This is a genomic window from Gordonia sp. OPL2 (assembly GCF_003797825.1).
Classification (GTDB): domain Bacteria; phylum Actinomycetota; class Actinomycetes; order Mycobacteriales; family Mycobacteriaceae; genus Gordonia.
The window spans coordinates 21196-36878 of the sequence record NZ_RKME01000008.1 but is presented as its reverse complement, the minus strand read 5'-3'; the positions used below and the strand labels follow the sequence as shown (position 1 = coordinate 36878).

The following is a 15683-nucleotide window of genomic DNA, read 5'->3' as shown; positions in this document are numbered from 1 at the left end:
GGGTCGTCTCGGGTGGGTTCAGGCGTCGAAGTCGACGGTGACCTGGTCACCGACGGGGAAGGTCTGGCAGGTCAGGACGAATCCGTCGGCGACCTCGGATTCCTCGAGCGCGTAGTTGCGCCGCATGTCGACGTCGCCGCAGACGACCTTGGCGCGACAGGTGCCGCACACGCCGCCCTTGCAGGCGAACGGCAGGTCCGAGCGCAGTTCCTCGCCTGCGTCGAGGATGGACTCGTCGCGAGGCAGGGTCCCGCTGACCGAACGGCCGTCGAGAACGATGGTGACCTCGCTGGTCGGACCGGTGGTCCCGGACTCCCGGTGTTTCTCCTGGGGTGGCGGCGTCGCCTCGACGTAGAACAGTTCGAAGTGGATGCGGTCCTTCGGGATTCCGCGATCGGCGATGGCCTCCTGCGCGGTCTCGACCATCCCGAGGGGTCCGCACAGCCAGAAATGGTCGATGTCGGCGGTCGGCACGACGGAGTCGAGGATCTCGTCGAGCCGTTCGCGATCGAGTCGACCGCTGAACAGTTCCACCTCTCGCGGCTCACGCGACAGGACGTGGATGACGTCGAGCCGGGAGCCGTGCCGATCCTTGAGATCGGCGATGTCCTCGGCGAACATGACCGAGCGGGTACGCCGGTTGGCGTAGATCAGGGTCACCTCGGCGTCCGGGTGTTCGAGCATGGACGCGGCGATGGAAAGCATCGGTGTGATCCCCGAACCGGCAGCGATCAACAGATGTCGTCCGCCGGCTGACGGGTCGGCCTGGAACGTGCCGGAGGGAGCCTGGACGTCGATACGATCACCGGCACGGACCTCGTGGACCAGCCAGCTCGAGAACAGCCCACCGTTGACCTCGCGGACCCCCACCCGCGGTGCCCGTCCGGCGGGCGCACAGATCGAATAGCTCCGGCGATGTTCCACTCCGTCGACGGTGCGTCGCAGGGTCAGCGACTGGCCGGGCCGGAAGTCGAACTCGGACGACAGGTCGTCCGGTATGTCGAATCGCACCGCGACCGCGTCGTCGCACAACGACTCGACGTCGGCGACGGTGAGCGTGTGGAATCCGCGAGTGTGTGGCTTCGTGTCCACCGGCACCGCGGTGGTCTCGAGGACCGGGCTGCTCGACATGTCCTCAGATCTCCTTCACGTGGTCGAACGGCTCATCGCACTCCAGGCATCGATACTGTGCCTTGCACAGCGTCGCACCGAATTCGGACACCACTCGGGTGTCCTCGGATCCGCATTGCGGACACGCGACGATCCGCGGGCGGGCGGTGAGGGTGAGTGGGATCGGGCCCGCGTCGCGCCGGGGTGTGGGACCCGGCGGGGAGTAGCCCGCGTCCGCGAGCTTGCGTCGGCCGTCGTCGGTGATCCAGTCGGTGCTCCACGCGGGATGCAGACTCGTCCGGATCTGGACACTACCGAAACCGTTGCGACGCAGGGCCGTGGTGATGTCGTCGCGGATCGTCCCCATCGCCGGGCACCCGGAATAGGTCGGGGTGATGGTCACGATCACGGATCCGTCTGCGGCGATCTCCTCGACGTCGCGGATGATCCCGAGGTCATCGAGCGTCACCATCGGCATCTCGGGATCGAGGATCTCGGCGACCACCGATCGCGCGGAGAGGGCTGTGGCACAGGACATGTCACCACACCCCCTCAGGGTGAGCGCGTGCAACGCTCTGCATCTCGGCAAGGATGTAGCCCATCCACTCCGTGTGCACACCGGCCCGTCCGGCGCGACCGCCGACGCGTCCGACCTGCGGCCCGTCGGGGGCTGTCACCTCCGCGGCGTGCAGAACCTGTCCGATGATCTGATCGAACTCGTCGCGTAGTTCTCGTGGGTCGACGGCGACGCCGACCGCGGCGAGGGCGAGCTCCTCGCTCGTCGGGATGAACAGTTCGTCGGTGTAGGGCCACACCTGGGCGAGTCCGGCGATCAGGCGTCGGCGTGACTCGTCGGTCCCGCATCCGAGCGTGACGACCCACCGGGCCGCGTAGTCGCGGTGATAGGTGAGTTCCTTGACACCTTTGTCGGCCACCGCCGACAGGACCGGGTCGCGGGAGGTCCGCAGTCGGGTGAACAGGGCAAGCCGCCATGTCGTCATGACCAGAAGGCGGACCATCGTCGTCGCGAAGTCACCGTTGGGCAGCTCGGTGAGGTGCACGTTGCGGAACTGTCGCTCATCACGGAAGAAGGCCAGCGCGTCCTCCGCGGGCACCGGCGAGCTCTCCGGGAGCGTCGGTACATGGGTGTCGGAGGCGGCCGCGGCGCGGGCAAGCAGCAACCGGGCCTGACCGAGGAGGTCGAGTCCGACGTTGGCCAGGGCCACCTCTTCCTCGAGTTCCGGTGCGTGCGTGCTCCATTCGGCCAGTCGCTGCGCGCTCACGAGCGCGTCGTCACCGAGCATCAGGCAATAGGCGCTCAGCGCCGTGAGGTCCACGTCCTCGGGGACCGTGGTGTCCACCCCGGCCAGGGGATCGTCGAAACTGGTCCCGAAGGCCCACTGTCCGTGCGAGTCCTCGTCGACGAGGCCGTCGTAGGCATTGTCGTGCTGTGTCATCGGCTCACTCACATGTGGGGGACGTTGTCGGGGATCGTGTAGAAGGTCGGGTGCCGATACACCTTGTCTCCACTCGGCGCGAAGAACGGATCCTTCTCCGACGGGCTGGTGGCGATGATCGACTCCGACTTGATCACCCAGATGCTGACGCCCTCGTTGCGGCGGGTGTAGACGTCGCGTGCGTGCCGCAAGGCCATCTCGTCGTCGGCGGCGCGCAGCGAACCGACGTGGACGTGGTTGAGCCCGCGCTTGCCGCGGACGAAGACCTCGTACAGGGGCCAGTCCGCGCGTGGCCCTTCGTGACGCTCGCGAGCTCGCTCCTCAGGGATCGAGACTTCGTGACGCTCGCTAGCTCGCTCCTCAGGGATCGAGACATCACGAGGCTCGCTAGCTCGCTCCTCAGCGATCGGAGCACTGCGGCTGTTCTCGCTCATCGGTTCGTCTCCTGTCGTGCGGCGAATGCGGTGGCGGCTTCGCGGACCCACGCACCGTCCTCGTGGGCGGCCCGGCGCACCGCGATCCGCTCGACGTTCATGGGTCCGTTGCCCTTCACCACCGCGGTGAACTCACTCCAGTCGGGTTCGCCGAAGTCGTAGGACCCACGGTCGGGATTCCACACCAGGTCCGGGTCCGGGAAGCTGACTCCGAGCGCCTGTGCCTGCGGCACACTCATGTCCACGAATCGTTGTCGCAGTTCGTCATTGGTGTGTCGTTTGATACCCCAGGCCATCGACTGCTCGGTGTTCGGCGATTGGTCGTCCGGCGGGCCGAACATCATCAGCGCCGGCCACCAGAATCGGTTCACCGACTCCTGCACCATCTCGCGCTGCGCCGCGGTCCCGCGCATCATCGTGGTGAGCAACTCGTAGCCCTGCCGCTGATGGAACGATTCCTCCTTGCACACCCGGATCATCGCCCGCGCGTACGGCCCGAAAGAGCTGCGACACAACGGGACCTGGTTGCAGATGGCTGCGCCGTCGACGAGCCAACCGATGGTGCCGACGTCGGCGTAGGTCAGCGTCGGATAGTTGAAGATCGACGAGTACTTCTGCCTGCCCTCGATCAACTTCTCGGTGAGCTCGGTCCGATCGGCACCGAGTGTCTCCGCAGCGGAATACAGATACAGGCCGTGACCGGCCTCGTCCTGCACCTTCGCCATCAGGATCGCCTTGCGGCGCAGCGACGGCGCCCGGGTCAGCCAATTGCCCTCCGGCTGCATTCCGATGATCTCCGAATGCGCATGTTGGGCGACCTGCCGGATGAGCGTCTTGCGGTATCCCTCGGGCATCCAGTCGCGCGGCTCGATGCGCTGATCGTGGGCGATGGTGTCGTCGAAGAGTTCTTGATGTTCGTCATGCGCGTCGGCACTCATGGCACGTGACGTGGTCATACTTCCTACTTTCAATACCGAATGATCGGTTGGTTATCAGTATGCAGGAGAGTGAGCCACAACACAAGGCGTGGCTCGACGACGGCTCAGCGGCCGACGAACTCCGGCTTCTGCTTGGCCAGGAACGCGCCGACCGCGGCCTTGTGGTCCACGGTGACGCCGAGGGCGGACTGCGCGGTGGCCTCCCGATCGAGCGCGTGGTCGAGGTCAGGCGACGGATGCGTGATGAGCGACTTGACCTGCCGGAAGGCCTCGGTGGGGCCGGCCGCAAGCCTGGCCGCGATCTCCGTGGCGGCACCGAGGACAGCGTCGTCGGGCACGACGCGGTGCACCAGACCCCAGTCCGCCGCCGTAGCGGCGCCGACCTTGTCGCCGAGCAACATGAGCCCCGACGCCCGACTCGGCCCGAGTGCCGCGACGAGGCTGTGACTGAGACCCGAGTCGGCGGCGAGCGCGATCCCGGTGAACGCCGTCGCGAACGACGCGCCCTCACCGGCCACGCGGATGTCCCCGGTGAGCGCAATGCCGAGACCCGCACCGACACAGGCGCCCTGGATGGCGACGACGACGGGAACCCGCAGACCGGCGAGCGCTCGGATGAGCGGGTTGTAGTGTTCGCCGACGGTGTCCATGGCGGTGGCGGGGTCCGCCTCGAGCGCCGACACGTGCTCGCCGAGATCCTGTCCGACACAGAAGTTCCGGCCCTCGGCGGCGAGCAGCACAGCGCGTACGGCAGGGTCGTCTGCCACCGAGCGCACCGCCTCCAGGAATGCCACCTTGGTGGTGACGTCGAGCGCGTTGTGCGCCGCGGGCCGCGCGAGCGTGATCGTGGCGAGCTCGTCGGCCGTGGTCACGGTGACCGTCATCGTGCACCTGCTTTCCAGTCGTAGAATCCCTGTCCGGACTTGCGTCCGAGTTCACCTGCGGACACCTTGTCACGCAACAGCTTCGGCGCAACGAACCGATCGCCGAGCTCCCGCGCCAGGTGGTCGGCGATGGCCAGCCGCACATCGAGGCCGACCAGGTCGGTGGAGCGCAGCGGCCCCATCGGATGTCGATAGCCGAGTTCCATCGCCCGATCGATGTCCGCCGGGGACGCGACGCCCTCCTCGACCATCCGGATCGCCTCGAGCCCAAGGCAGACGCCGAGACGACTGGTGGCGAATCCCGGGGCGTCGTTGACCACGACCTCGGATTTGCCGAGTGCGCGAACCCAGGCCCTCGCCGCGGCAACGGTGTCGTCGGACGTGTCCGGGGACCGGACAATCTCGACAAGCGACGACGCCGGTACCGGGTTGAAGAAGTGCAGTCCGAGGAAACGCCCCGGAAGCCGCAGCGCGGCACCGAGCTCGGCGATCGACAACGAGCTGGTGTTGGATGCGATCACCGCGGTGTCTCCGACGACCTTCTCGGCGGCAGCGAGCACCTCGATCTTGAGCGACGGCTGCTCGGGAACGGCCTCGATGACCAGCGCCAGATCTCCGGGAAGGTGCTCGACGGCGTCGACGGTCGACACCCGCTCGGCGATCGTGTGAGGATCACGCCCGTTCAGCGCCCCGCGCTCGTGTGCGCGGGACAGTCCGGTGTGTACCCGGTCGAGCGCGGCCTCGGAATCGTGGCTCTCGGCGATGGTGACCGCCGACCCGAGCGTGGCGAAGACCTGCGCGATCCCGGCACCCATGCGGCCGCCGCCGATCACTCCGACCGTCGTCGGCATCCGCGTGGCCGGTGACGCCGGTGTCACCGGATTCGTGGCTGTGCTCATCGGGCCCCTTCCAGAAATGCGGTCATGCGGCGGTTCTTGTCCTCGGTCTCGAACAGCACCGCCTGTGCTATGTCGGCGGCCCACGGGTGCGATCCCGGTGCGTCGACAACGGTCTTGGTGAAGCGCAACGCCAACGGGGACTGGCGGTTGATCCGGTCGATCACCGCGTGTGCGGCCGCGACGTGGTCGTCGACGACGGACATCACGAGGCCGGTGCGCAGGGCGGTGTCGGCGTCGAGGGTGGCGCCTGCCAGCAACACCTGCTTGGCGACCGAATGCCCCACCAACGCGGGCAACCGGTAGCTCGCACCTGCCGCGGCGAGGATGCCCAGACCCGGTTCGGGGTTGCCGAACACGGCGGTCGGAGTGGCGATCCGCAGATCGCAGGCGTAGGCGAGTTCGGCACCGCCGCCCAGCGCGTACCCGGACACCGCGGCGACGGTCGGTAGCGGGAGTGCGGCGATCCGGTCGAACAGGGTGCGGTTGATGCCTGCCAGCGCCTCGGCTCGGCCGCGGTCGCGGAGCTCGCCGATATCGGCTCCGCCCGCGAAGTGTTCACCCGCGCCGCTCAGCAGGACCGGCTTGGGTGCACGCTCGATCCGCTCGCACGCGTCGTGCAGGTCACGGATCATCTCGGCGTTGATCGCATTGCGCCGCGACGGGCGGTCGAGGGTCACCACATAGCGATGCTCGGTCTCGTCGATCCGGATGGTGTTCGTCGTCACCCCTCATTAATAACCGAACCTTTGGTCGGTATACAAGTCCTCGGCGACGATCGGTCGAGCTTTCCGAGGCCTGGATGAAAGGATGAGCCCATGAGCACCCAACCGGCGATTCGCAGGACCGGACGTCCGGGGCGTCCCGGTTACGACCTCGATTCCCTCCTCGCCGTCGCCGTGAAGGTCTTCAACGAGAAGGGCTACGACGGCACGAGCATGGACGTCCTCGCAGAGCGTCTCGGGCTCAGCAAGTCGTCGATCTACCATCACGTCGCCGGCAAGCAGGATCTGCTCGAGCTCGCACTCAACCGCGCCCTCAACGCCCTGTTCGCCGCGACGACAGAGGCGCAGGCGACCGACGGCCGCTACATCGATCGGCTGGAATACCTGGTCAGACGCAGTGTCGAGATCCTCGTCGCCGAACTCCCCTACGTCACGCTGCTGCTGCGCGTGCGCGGCAACAGCGCCGTCGAGCGACGCGCACTGGCTCGTCGGCGCGAGTTCGACGCCTTCGTCGGAGATCTGGTGTCCGCCGCCGCCGAGGAGGGCGATCTCGATCCGGACATCGATCCCGCACTGGTGGCCCGCCTGCTGTTCGGCACCGTGAACTCCCTCATCGAGTGGTACCGACCCCGGGCCGGCACGTCCGCGAACGAGCTCGCGGATGCCGTCGTCGGCATGACCTTCAACGGGCTCCGTCGCAAGTAGCCCACCCGCACTCCTTGACAACGGCACTGGAATGCGGCGATGGTAATTACCGACCGAATGGACGGTGGAATGGAGTGATCGTGAGCAACCTGCTGCAGAGCTACGCCGAGGGCCGGTGGTTCACCGCGTCCGACGAGGGCACCCCCCTGGCGAGTGCCGTCGACGGTCACGAGGTGGCCCGCATCTCCTCGACCGGACTCGATCTGGCGGGCATGGTCGCCTACGGCCGCGAGGTGGGCGGACCGGCCCTGGCCGCGCTCACCTTCCACGAGCGAGCCGCACTCCTCAAGCAACTCGGTCTCACCCTGATGGCCGGGAAGGACGAGTTCTACGAGCTGTCCCGCCACACCGGGGCGACCGATCGCGACTCGGCGGTCGACATCGACGGCGGTTTCGGCACGATTCTCAGCTACGCGAGCAAGGCACGTCGCGAACTGCCGAACGACACAGTTGTCCTCGACGGTGCCCTCGAGCAGCTCGGCAAGGCCGGCACCTTTCTCGGTCAGCACATCTACACCTCGCGGCAGGGTGTCGCGGTACAGATCAACGCTTTCAATTTCCCGGTGTGGGGCTTCCTGGAGAAGCTGGCACCCGCTTTCATCGCCGGCGTGCCCTCGATCGTGAAACCGGCCAGCCAGACCGCCTACCTGACCGAACTGGTCTTCCGTCGCATCATCGAGAGCGGCATCCTGCCCGACGGTTCCGTCCAGCTGCTGTGCGGCAGCGCCCGTGATCTGCTCGGCCACCTGGACGGCCAGGACTCGGTGGCCTTCACCGGTTCGGCCGACACCGCCGCGACCCTGCGAGCGCATCCCCAGGTCGTCTCCTCCGGTCTGCACTTCACCGCCGAGGCGGACTCACTCAACTCCTCGATCCTCGGAGCCGATGTCGCGGTGGAGGATCCGGAGTTCGACCTGTTCGTGAAGCAGCTCGTCACCGAGATGACCGTGAAAGCCGGTCAGAAGTGCACCGCCATCCGCCGTGCCCTCGTCCCGGAAGCGCTCGTCGATCAGGTCGTCGACGCGGCGTCCAACCGTCTCGCCGCGATCACCGTCGGCAACCCGGCCGACCCGAGTGTCCGCATGGGCGCGCTGGCGAGTGTCGAGCAGCGCGACGAGGTGCTGCGATCCTTGCGCGGTCTGACCAAGTCGGCCGACATCGTGTTCGGCGATCCCGATCACGTCGACGTCGTGGGGGCCGACGGCGCATCAGGGGCCTTCCTGTCGCCGATCCTGTTGCGCGCGAATGACAAGACCGCACCGGAGCCGCACGACATCGAGGCCTTCGGGCCGGTCGCGACAGTCATCGGTTACACCGACTCCGCCGATGCGGTCGACCTCGCGGCACGAGGAAAGGGCAGCCTGGTGGCGTCCCTGGTGACCAAGGACGCGCAGCTCGCCGGTGAGGTCGTCCGTGGTCTCGCGCCCTATCACGGACGGATTCTGGTCCTGAACTCCGAGGATGCGAAGGAATCCACCGGTCATGGTTCGCCGCTGCCGGTCCTCGTGCACGGCGGCCCCGGACGGGCGGGCGGCGGCGAGGAGCTCGGCGGCATACGCGGCGTCCTGCATCACATGCAGCGCACCGCGATCCAGGGCACGCCCGATGTGCTCACCAGCGTCGGACGACGGTGGGTCGCCGGTGCGGACCGCGTGATCGGCGACATCCATCCGTTCCGGAAGAACCTCGCGGAACTGGTTCTCGGCGACACCATCGTCGGCGGACCGCGCACGGTGACACGCGACGACATCGATCACTTCGCCGAGTTCACCGGCGATACGTTCTATGCGCACACCGATCCCGATGCCGCCGCTGCCAATCCGCTGTTCGGCGGGATCGTGGCCCACGGCTATCTCGTCGTGTCGCTCGCCGCCGGCCTCTTCGTCGATCCCGCGCCGGGGCCGGTGCTGGCGAACTTCGGCGTCGACGGGCTGCGATTTCTCACCCCGGTCAAGGCCGACGACAGCCTGACGGTGACCCTGACCGCGAAACAGATCACCCCGCGTCAGAGCGCCGACTACGGTGAGGTTCGGTGGGACGCCGTCGTCACCAACCAGAACGACGACCCCGTCGCGACCTACGACGTCCTGACGCTGGTCGCCAAAGCCGAGAAGGAGTGATGGACATGACCATTCGCGTCGCCGTCTGCTATGGCCGCCCCGAGGATCCCGCCGCATTCGATGACTACTACGAGCGCGTGCACATCCCGCTGGCGAGCAAGGTCCCCGGGCTGACCGGATACACCTACTCCAAGGCGGGTTCGCTGGACGGGTCCGAACCGCCGTACTACTCGGTGGCGAGCCTGTACTTTCCGGACGCCGAGACCCTCCAGGCAGGTCTGACGTCACCCGAGATGGGCGCGGCGGCCGCTGACGTCCCCAACTTCGCGACCGGTGGCGCCACGCTGTTCACCCACGAAGAGGTGTCGGTTCTCGATGGCAGCTGACACCGTCATGGCCGACGACGTCACCGAGCACCCGATCGCCCGGAAGATGTTCGCCGACGACGCGGCGTCCCGCGCGCTCGGCATCTCGCTCGACGATCTGGGTCCCGGCCGTGCCCGGACGTCGATGACGGTGACCTCGTCGATGGTCAACGGTCACGGGATCACCCATGGCGGTTACGTGTTCATCATCGCCGACACCACGTTCGCCCTCGCCTGCAACAGCCACGACGACGCCGCGGTCGCGGCCCGCGCCGACATCCGATTCCTCCGTCCGACCCGTGAGGGCGATGTGCTTGTCGCGGAGGCCGTCGAACGACGGCGCTTCGGCCGCAACGGGATCTACGACGTCACGGTGAGCGTCGGCGGAGAAGTGATCGCCGAGTTCCGCGGGGACAGTCGGACGATCGCGACCGACGGTCACTGACGCGGTCACCTGACCAGGTCGAGCGCGGCACGCACGATGGCGTCGGTGTCGATGCCGTGGTGACGGTAGACGTCGGCCAGGGAGCCGACCTGACCGAAGCGGCTGACGCCGAGTGCCGCGCCGCGGACACCATGGATTCCGCTCAGGAACGACAGGGTGTGCGGATGGCCGTCAAGCACGGTGACCATCGGGATCGCACGGTCGGCCGGAAAGACCTGATCGAGGATCCACGACGGCGCGTCGTCGAGTCCACGACGAGCCTGGAGCGCCTCGAACAACAGACCCGCGCTGGTCACGCAGATGACATCAGACGGGATTCCCTGGTCCGCCAGGCGATCTGCGGCGTGAAGCGTCTCGGTCACCAGAGCGCCCATCCCGACCAGCGTGACGGCGGGCGACTCCGCCCGCCGAAGGGCGTAGGCACCGGCGATCACCTGCCGTCGTCGGCGTTCCCGGGCCGCCGGATCGTCGGGTACGCGCGCGAGACTCTGGTCCACCGGCCGGGTCGAGAGTCGCAGATACGCCGATCCGCCGTCCTCTCGGCCGAGCCGTCGCATCGCCGCCAGGAGTGTCCACTCCGTGTCCAGCACGAATGCGGGCTCATAGCCGACACACCCGGGCTGCTCGAGTCCGATCGACGGAGTGGTGATCGACTGATGCGCACCACCCTCCGCGGCCAGTGTCACGCCTGACGGCGTGCCGACCAGAATCGACTGCCCACCGGCGTAAATGCCATACGACCAGGGCTCGAGAGCGCGTTCCACGAACGGGTCATACATGACTCCGATTGGGAACAATGGCTCGCCCCAACGACTCCACGTGGCGCCGAGCTCCCCCATCAGGCCGACAAGATTGGTCTCCGCGATACCGAGCTCCATGTGTTGGCCGGTCGGCTTCTCGCGCCAGTGCATGATCGTCTCGGAGTCGTCGTCGAACCAGTTGCGCCGCTCGGTCGACGACCACACCTCCACCTTGTTCAGCCATCCGGCGAGGTTGGTGGTGGAACTGACATCCGGGCTGACCGTGACGATGCGCTCGGCTGCCGCGGGTGCGTCACGAGTCAGCGCGAGCAGTGCACGACCGAGGGCCGCCTGCGTCGTCGACGTCCCTGACGGCGTCCGGCCGAGGTCGTCGGGAACCTCCGGCGGCGTGCGGAACTCGACAGGTGCACGGGTGAGCCGCTGCGCCGTCTCGGCACACAGCCTGCCGGCCTCGCTGTCGGCGGCGAAGCGGGACCACGGATGTGCCGCATCCATGGCCATCTCGGTTGCCAGCGTGTCGAACTGCTCCACGGTCAGCAGCGACGAATGATTCTGCGGATGCCCCTCGGTCGGCAGGCCGTGGCCTTTGATCGTGTATGCGATGACCACGGTCGGCCGGGCGTCGTCGATCTGTGCGAACGCCTTCCGCAGCGCCTCCTGGTCGTGGCCGCCAAGGTTCCGGATCGCGCGGGTCAACGTGACGTCGTCGAGTTCGGCGATCAGGCCGGCGATCTCGTCGGTGCCAGCTCCGTCGCCCGGCAGTCGGATGCGCAGTTCGTCTGCGTCACACCGCAACAGACGCTGGTACTCCGGGTTCGGCATGCTCGAGATGCGCTCCCGGAGGGCATCTCCTCCGGCATGCGTGAACAGGTCTTCGAGCAGAGCACCGAACTTGACCGTGAGCACCTGCCACCCGGCCGCGCCGAACATGCTCTCCAACCGGCCGGCCGCGATCTGCGGGACCACCCGGTCCAGCGACTGCCGGTTCAGGTCGACGATCCACACGATCTCACCGAGGTCGCGGACGGTCGGGTCCAGGATGGCCTCCCACACGGCCCCTTCGTCCAGTTCGGCGTCGCCCACGAGCGAGTACTGCCGACCGGTACCGGTGGACCGGAACTTCGCGTCGACGTATCGCCGGGCGATGGACCCCCAGATCGGTGCGGTGGCGCCGATACCGACCGACCCGGTGGAGTAGTCGACGGGATCAGGATCCTTGGTACGGCTCGGATACGATTGCAGCCCTCCGTATTCGCGCAGCGTCGTGAGGTATCGCTCGTCGAGTTCACCCAGCAGGTAGTTGATCGCGTGCAGCACCGGCGACGCGTGTGGCTTCACCGACACACGGTCACCGGCTCGGAGATGCTCGAACCACAGCGACGTCATGATCGACACCATCGACGCGCACGAGGCCTGATGGCCACCTACCTTCAGCCCGGACGTGTTCGGGCGGACCCGGTTCGCGTGATGGATGATCGCCGTCGAGAGCCACAGAACCCGCTCCTCGATGATGCGCAACGTGTCCGGCTGGGAGTTCATGAGCCCATTCTCGCAAGCCTCACCCGCCGATCGTGCCCTGTTTCGCGCCGACCGTGTCTGGGCGCGGTGTCGGGGCCGGACGTGGCCGGTCGGCTGGACACGGTCGGCGAAAAACTGGACACGGTCGGCGAGGTCAGTGGCGGCAGCGATGACGCACAACCGTTCACTCGCCGAAGCCCGCGAGAACAGCTGCGAGGCGATCTCGGATCGTCTCGCGCACCCACTCCGGTTCGACGATCGTGAACGTTCGGTCGAAACAGCCTGTCCACAACACCCGGATCGCATGGCGGCGATCGGCGAACCGCAACTCGAGACGCACCACATCGTCGTCTCGCCCGGTTCGCGACAGGATGTCGGCGAACCCGACGATCCCCTCGACGTCGCGCGAGCGACAGTCGATCACCACATCCACGAACTCGAACGATGCCCGGAACTCCTGTCGGCGACGCTCCCAGATCTCGCCGAGGTCGACGTCGACGGACCGACGCGCCTCGTCGTCGAGTACCTCGACCTCCGTCATCCGGGAGACCCGGTACATCCGTTCGGCGCCGTCGGCGGTCGCCACCAGGTACCAGGTGTCGCCCGCGACGATGAGGCCGATCGGGTCGATCGTGCGTTCGCGGTCGACGTCGTCACCGCGGCGCCGATAGCGCATCCGCAGGCGCCGCCCGTCGAGCACCGCGTGCTGCACGGGCTCGAGCGCCTCGAGCGGGTCGGGTTCGCGAACGAAGCCTTCGGGACGCACCAGGACCCGCTGAGCCGCACTGACCGCACGATCGCGATGGGCCTCCGGGAGCGCTGCCGCCACCTTGCGCATCGCGCTGGCGAACGCCGGCGAATCGAGGCGACCGGTCCCCGCCAGCAGAGACGTCGCCTCATCGACGGTCAGGCCGGTCAGATCGGTCCGATAGCCGGGCAGCAGCGCGAAACCGCCGTGCCGGCCGCGTTCGGCGTACACCGGGACACCGGACAGCGACAGTGCGTCGATGTCGCGTAGCACCGTCCGCTCCGAGACCCCGAGCTCGGCGGCGATGGCGGTGGCCGTCATGCGGTCGTGCTTCTTCAACAGCATCAGCACCGCTATCAGACGTTCGGCTCGCATGTTTCTCATCTTCTCCCGAAAACATGACAGAAGATGTCGTGTTTACGCGATTGACTGGTGTCACCAGCCCAGAACGAGAGGAATGATCATGACGAACACGCAGATCGCCGACCCCCGCCCGGCCTACGCGGCCGCGACCTCATGGGTGACCGAACTCCTGAACGGGGTCACCGACGAGCAGTGGACCGCACCCACACCGTGCGAGGAATTCGACGTCCGGACGCTGGGCGCACATCTGATCGCCACCGCCAACCGCGCGGTCGCCCTCGCCGAGGGCGCCGACGCCCTGGCCCTGCCCCGTCTCGCCGATGAGCACGATGCCGACACCTACGCGGCCAGGGTCGCCACAGCCGTCGGATTGTGGTCCGACGACACCACCCTCACGACCCCGGTCACGGTCCCGTGGGGTGAAGTGCCCGGCGCGGCGGCCCTCTGGGGCTACGTCAGCGAGACCCTCGTGCACGGGTGGGACCTGGCCGTCGCCACCGGGCAGCCCGCCGAAACCGACCCCGCCGTGGTCGAACCGGTGCTCGGCGTCGCCAAGCAGTTCATCCCGGCCGAGATCCGGGCCGACGAGCAGGTCCCGTTCGGTCCCGTCGTCGAGCCACGGCCCGACGCCGGCCCGACCGAACAGCTCGCGAACTGGACCGGTCGGGATGCGAGCCGATGGGTCGCGGTCGGCGCGTGAAATGAGCCGCCGAACTCCCCGGATTTCGGCCCACATTGCACAAAACAGGTCGTGGGAACCGACCTGAGCAGGCGGGCATACGATGGTTGTCGATGACAGAAGACCGGATGCCCGAGATGTGCGAGTCGGCTACTCGGGCATCCGATCCCGCCCCACCACGCCGCACGGGCGCATTCGCGTCGTTGTCGAATCCGAATTATCGGCTGTACTTCTTCGGTCAGGCGCTGTCGCTCGTCGGCACCTGGATGCAGGCCACCGCGCAGGCGTGGTTGGTACTCACCCTCAGCGGCTCGGCCTCTGTGCTGGGCCTGATCGTCGCCCTACAGGCCCTACCCGTGCTGCTGCTCGGGCCCTATGCGGGCGTCATCGCCGACCGGGTCGATCGCCGACGACTCATGATCATCCTGCAGTCGGTGATGGGTGTGCTCGCCGCCGTGCTTGCGGTCCTCACGGTGGGAGGATGGGTGCAGATCTGGCAGGTTGCCGGTCTCGCCCTCCTCCTCGGCCTCAACAACGCGTTCGAGAATCCGGCCCGGCAGGCGTTCATCCATCAGATCGTCGGCGAATCGCTGATCCGCAACGCGGTGACGCTGAACTCGGTGATGGTCAACGCCGCCCGCGCGATCGGGCCCGGGGTCGCCGGCGTGCTGCTCGCCGCCGTCGGCGCGGGCTGGTGCTTCGCCATCAACGCGGCCAGTTTCGTCGCGGTCGTCGTCTCGCTGATCGTGATGAACACGGCCTCGATCGAGCACGAGGAGCCGATCGCACGAGCCAAAGGCCAGCTCCGCGAGGGCCTTCGCTATGTCGCCGGGCTGCCGACGCTGTGGATTCCGTTGGTGATGATGGCCTTGGTCGGAACACTCGCGTACGAGTTCCAGGTGTCACTGCCGGCGGCGGCGCGTGACGTGTTCGACGGCGGGCCACAGGCTCTCGGTTTCATGACGTCGGCGATGGGGGTCGGCGCCGTCGTCGGAGGTCTTCTGGTCGCCGCCCGCGGAACGACGGGACTGCGTCCACTCACGATCGCCGCGGGCGGCTTCGGTGTCACCATCGCCGTCACCGCGATCGCCCCGTCCCTCCCGGTGGCGATCATCGCCCTGTTCTTCGTGGGTTGGCTGAGCGTGTCGTTCATGTCGACCGGCAACGCGACTCTGCAACTCAATTCCGATCCGCGGATGCGGGGGCGCGTCATGTCGCTGTGGTCGGTGGCGTTCATGGGATCCACCCCGATCGGTGGGCCGATCATCGGTGCCATCTGCCAGGCGACGAACGCTCGTGTGGGCCTGGGTGTCGGCGCGGCGGCCTGTTTCCTCGCCGCGGCCCTGGGCGTGCTCGTCTGGCGGCGTCGCTCCACGACCCCGCCGAGGATGCGCGAGACCACCGCCGCCGATCACCCGACCACCTGATCCCCCTTCGCTTTTCCGGTGAATCGGACCCTGTCGTCGGACCACCCCGCAACCCCGGCAGCCCCTCACAGGTTCGGGGAGTACTGTCTCCCCGGGCATCCGACACCGCGTGCCGAAATGCCCGGTGGCCGAATGGACGGAGGGGCAGTCATCGTCGCAGATTCGCTA

The 15683-nt window shown here is 67.5% G+C and carries 16 protein-coding genes; 6 read left to right on the top strand and 10 right to left on the bottom strand.

Features of this window, described 5'->3' with window-relative positions:
• Positions 1–18 precede the first annotated feature (18 nt).
• The 8 genes from paaE to EEB19_RS10475 form a co-directional block, all read right to left on the bottom strand.
• The gene (gene paaE / locus EEB19_RS10510; protein ID WP_187585917.1) at positions 19–1131 is read right to left on the bottom strand and encodes a 1,2-phenylacetyl-CoA epoxidase subunit PaaE; all 1113 of its coding nucleotides are present in this window, start codon (positions 1129–1131) and stop codon (positions 19–21) included.
• A gap of 4 nt (positions 1132–1135) precedes the next feature.
• Positions 1136–1648 (bottom strand): 1,2-phenylacetyl-CoA epoxidase subunit PaaD, encoded by a 513-nt coding sequence (gene paaD / locus EEB19_RS10505; protein WP_187585915.1) that lies wholly within the window; start codon positions 1646–1648, stop codon positions 1136–1138.
• A gap of 1 nt (position 1649) precedes the next feature.
• Complete coding sequence (paaC, locus tag EEB19_RS10500; RefSeq protein ID WP_187585913.1) at positions 1650–2567, bottom strand: 1,2-phenylacetyl-CoA epoxidase subunit PaaC; 918 nt, start codon at positions 2565–2567, stop codon at positions 1650–1652.
• Positions 2568–2575: 8 nt separating this feature from the next.
• Positions 2576–2896 (bottom strand): 1,2-phenylacetyl-CoA epoxidase subunit PaaB, encoded by a 321-nt coding sequence (gene paaB, locus EEB19_RS10495; protein WP_187586153.1) that lies wholly within the window; start codon positions 2894–2896, stop codon positions 2576–2578.
• A 101-nt stretch (positions 2897–2997) separates the two neighbouring features.
• Entirely contained in the window at positions 2998–3957 is a 960-nt protein-coding gene (paaA, locus tag EEB19_RS10490; protein ID WP_187585911.1) for a 1,2-phenylacetyl-CoA epoxidase subunit PaaA, read from the bottom strand.
• A gap of 86 nt (positions 3958–4043) precedes the next feature.
• Positions 4044–4823, bottom strand: coding sequence for an enoyl-CoA hydratase/isomerase family protein (locus EEB19_RS10485; RefSeq protein WP_187585909.1), 780 nt, complete (start codon positions 4821–4823; stop codon positions 4044–4046).
• Positions 4820–5722 carry a 3-hydroxyacyl-CoA dehydrogenase family protein gene (locus EEB19_RS10480; protein WP_262365567.1) on the bottom strand — a complete coding sequence of 301 codons (903 nt, stop codon included), beginning with the start codon at positions 5720–5722 and terminating at the stop codon, positions 4820–4822. Before EEB19_RS10480 ends, EEB19_RS10485 begins: the two co-directional genes overlap by 4 nt.
• Positions 5719–6447: an enoyl-CoA hydratase/isomerase family protein gene (locus EEB19_RS10475; RefSeq protein WP_187585907.1), complete on the bottom strand. Its 729-nt coding sequence runs from the start codon at positions 6445–6447 to the stop codon at positions 5719–5721. Before EEB19_RS10475 ends, EEB19_RS10480 begins: the two co-directional genes overlap by 4 nt.
• 90 nt (positions 6448–6537) lie before the next feature.
• Between EEB19_RS10475 and EEB19_RS10470 the strand changes: the two genes are divergently transcribed.
• The 4 genes from EEB19_RS10470 (at position 6538) to paaI (ending at position 10019) form a co-directional block, all read left to right on the top strand.
• A complete protein-coding gene (locus tag EEB19_RS10470; protein ID WP_187585905.1) occupies positions 6538–7149 on the top strand; it encodes a TetR/AcrR family transcriptional regulator in 612 nt (203 codons plus the stop codon).
• An 80-nt stretch (positions 7150–7229) separates the two neighbouring features.
• Positions 7230–9269, top strand: a complete 2040-nt coding sequence (gene paaZ, locus EEB19_RS10465) for a phenylacetic acid degradation bifunctional protein PaaZ (RefSeq protein WP_187585903.1) — start codon at positions 7230–7232, stop codon at positions 9267–9269.
• Positions 9270–9274: 5 nt separating this feature from the next.
• Positions 9275–9595, top strand: a complete 321-nt coding sequence (locus EEB19_RS10460; RefSeq protein WP_187585901.1) for an EthD family reductase — start codon at positions 9275–9277, stop codon at positions 9593–9595.
• On the top strand, positions 9585–10019 hold the full coding sequence (paaI, locus tag EEB19_RS10455) for a hydroxyphenylacetyl-CoA thioesterase PaaI (protein WP_262365566.1): 435 nt from the start codon (positions 9585–9587) through the stop codon (positions 10017–10019). The genes EEB19_RS10460 and paaI overlap by 11 nt, the downstream gene beginning before the upstream one ends.
• Before the next feature lie 5 nt (positions 10020–10024).
• Here paaI and EEB19_RS10450 read toward each other — a convergent pair whose 3' ends face one another.
• Positions 10025–12319 carry a pyruvate dehydrogenase gene (locus EEB19_RS10450; RefSeq protein ID WP_187585898.1) on the bottom strand — a complete coding sequence of 765 codons (2295 nt, stop codon included), beginning with the start codon at positions 12317–12319 and terminating at the stop codon, positions 10025–10027.
• A 163-nt stretch (positions 12320–12482) separates the two neighbouring features.
• Positions 12483–13421 carry a YafY family protein gene (locus EEB19_RS10445; RefSeq protein ID WP_187585896.1) on the bottom strand — a complete coding sequence of 313 codons (939 nt, stop codon included), beginning with the start codon at positions 13419–13421 and terminating at the stop codon, positions 12483–12485.
• Positions 13422–13509: 88 nt separating this feature from the next.
• Between EEB19_RS10445 and EEB19_RS10440 the strand changes: the two genes are divergently transcribed.
• Both EEB19_RS10440 and EEB19_RS10435 read left to right on the top strand, forming a co-directional pair.
• Entirely contained in the window at positions 13510–14109 is a 600-nt protein-coding gene (locus tag EEB19_RS10440; RefSeq protein WP_187585895.1) for a TIGR03086 family metal-binding protein, read from the top strand.
• Between the two features lie 92 nt (positions 14110–14201).
• Complete coding sequence (locus EEB19_RS10435; RefSeq protein ID WP_187585893.1) at positions 14202–15515, top strand: MFS transporter; 1314 nt, start codon at positions 14202–14204, stop codon at positions 15513–15515.
• Positions 15516–15683 lie beyond the last annotated feature (168 nt).

Coding starts and splice junctions, on each gene's coding strand:
- paaC (WP_187585913.1), bottom strand. CDS start 2,567: ATGACACAGCACGACAATGCCTACGACGGCCTCGTCGACGAGGACTCG.
- EEB19_RS10470 (WP_187585905.1), top strand. CDS start 6,538: ATGAGCACCCAACCGGCGATTCGCAGGACCGGACGTCCGGGGCGTCCC.
- EEB19_RS10460 (WP_187585901.1), top strand. CDS start 9,275: ATGACCATTCGCGTCGCCGTCTGCTATGGCCGCCCCGAGGATCCCGCC.
- paaE (WP_187585917.1), bottom strand. CDS start 1,131: ATGTCGAGCAGCCCGGTCCTCGAGACCACCGCGGTGCCGGTGGACACG.
- EEB19_RS10445 (WP_187585896.1), bottom strand. CDS start 13,421: ATGCGAGCCGAACGTCTGATAGCGGTGCTGATGCTGTTGAAGAAGCAC.
- EEB19_RS10435 (WP_187585893.1), top strand. CDS start 14,202: ATGACAGAAGACCGGATGCCCGAGATGTGCGAGTCGGCTACTCGGGCA.
- paaD (WP_187585915.1), bottom strand. CDS start 1,648: ATGTCCTGTGCCACAGCCCTCTCCGCGCGATCGGTGGTCGCCGAGATC.
- EEB19_RS10480 (WP_262365567.1), bottom strand. CDS start 5,722: ATGAGCACAGCCACGAATCCGGTGACACCGGCGTCACCGGCCACGCGG.
- EEB19_RS10485 (WP_187585909.1), bottom strand. CDS start 4,823: ATGACGGTCACCGTGACCACGGCCGACGAGCTCGCCACGATCACGCTC.
- EEB19_RS10450 (WP_187585898.1), bottom strand. CDS start 12,319: ATGAACTCCCAGCCGGACACGTTGCGCATCATCGAGGAGCGGGTTCTG.
- EEB19_RS10440 (WP_187585895.1), top strand. CDS start 13,510: ATGACGAACACGCAGATCGCCGACCCCCGCCCGGCCTACGCGGCCGCG.
- paaA (WP_187585911.1), bottom strand. CDS start 3,957: ATGACCACGTCACGTGCCATGAGTGCCGACGCGCATGACGAACATCAA.
- paaI (WP_262365566.1), top strand. CDS start 9,585: ATGGCAGCTGACACCGTCATGGCCGACGACGTCACCGAGCACCCGATC.